The 697-nt window shown below is 71.3% G+C and carries 1 protein-coding gene; it reads right to left on the minus strand.

Features of this window, described 5'->3' with window-relative positions; all coding sequences use genetic code 11:
• Positions 1–469 (minus strand): phosphohexomutase domain-containing protein (locus ACFQEU_RS17150; protein ID WP_465261184.1); only part of this gene is annotated, 469 nt, incomplete at its 3' end.
• Between the last annotated feature and the right edge of the window lie 228 nt (positions 470–697).

The raw sequence follows: 697 nt of genomic DNA on the forward strand, positions 1-697 counted from the left end.
CGACGAGCTGGTCGACGTAGTCGTCGACGGCCCCCTCAACGCGGGTCTCCGTTCCCGCGTCCCGCCAGTCCGCCAGATCGTAGTCGTCGTCGAGCACGCGCCGCTCGACGCGTTCGAGCACGTCGACGGAGAGCTCGACGCCGTCGTCGCCGACGAGCTTGACGCCGTTGAACTCCGGCGGGTTGTGCGAGGCAGTGACGAGCACGCAGGGAACCCCCGTGGACTCACAGTAGTTGCCGACGGCGGGCGTGGGAACGACGCCCAGTCGGTCGACGTCACAGCCGACCGCGGCGAGCCCGCTCGCGGCCGCGTTGGCGAACAGTTCCCCGGTCGTCCGGGTGTCCCGGGCGACGGCGACACGCTCGGCGTCCCAGGTCGTCCCGGCCGCCTTCGCGATGTCGAGGACCAGCTCCGGCGTGAGGTAGCGCAGCGCGACCCCCCGAATGCCGCTGGATCCGAACAGCTCCATACCCCGCCATGTGCCGGCCGACGGGAAAGCGGTTCCGAACGCGGGCTACGGCGAACGCGACGGGACGGTTCGACGTACCGTCCGTGCTCGAACGCCCTCCGTGGCCGCCGACTCGTGTGGTTGAAACCGTCGCCGCCCGTACGGATCCCATGACGCGATCACGACGGGCGCTGCTCGCCCGGGTCGGCGGCGAGGTCGTCGCGGTCGGAACGACGGCCGTAGCCGGCT

The sequence above is a fragment of the Halorubrum tibetense genome (assembly GCF_042661865.1).
Lineage (GTDB): Archaea > Halobacteriota > Halobacteria > Halobacteriales > Haloferacaceae > Halorubrum > Halorubrum tibetense.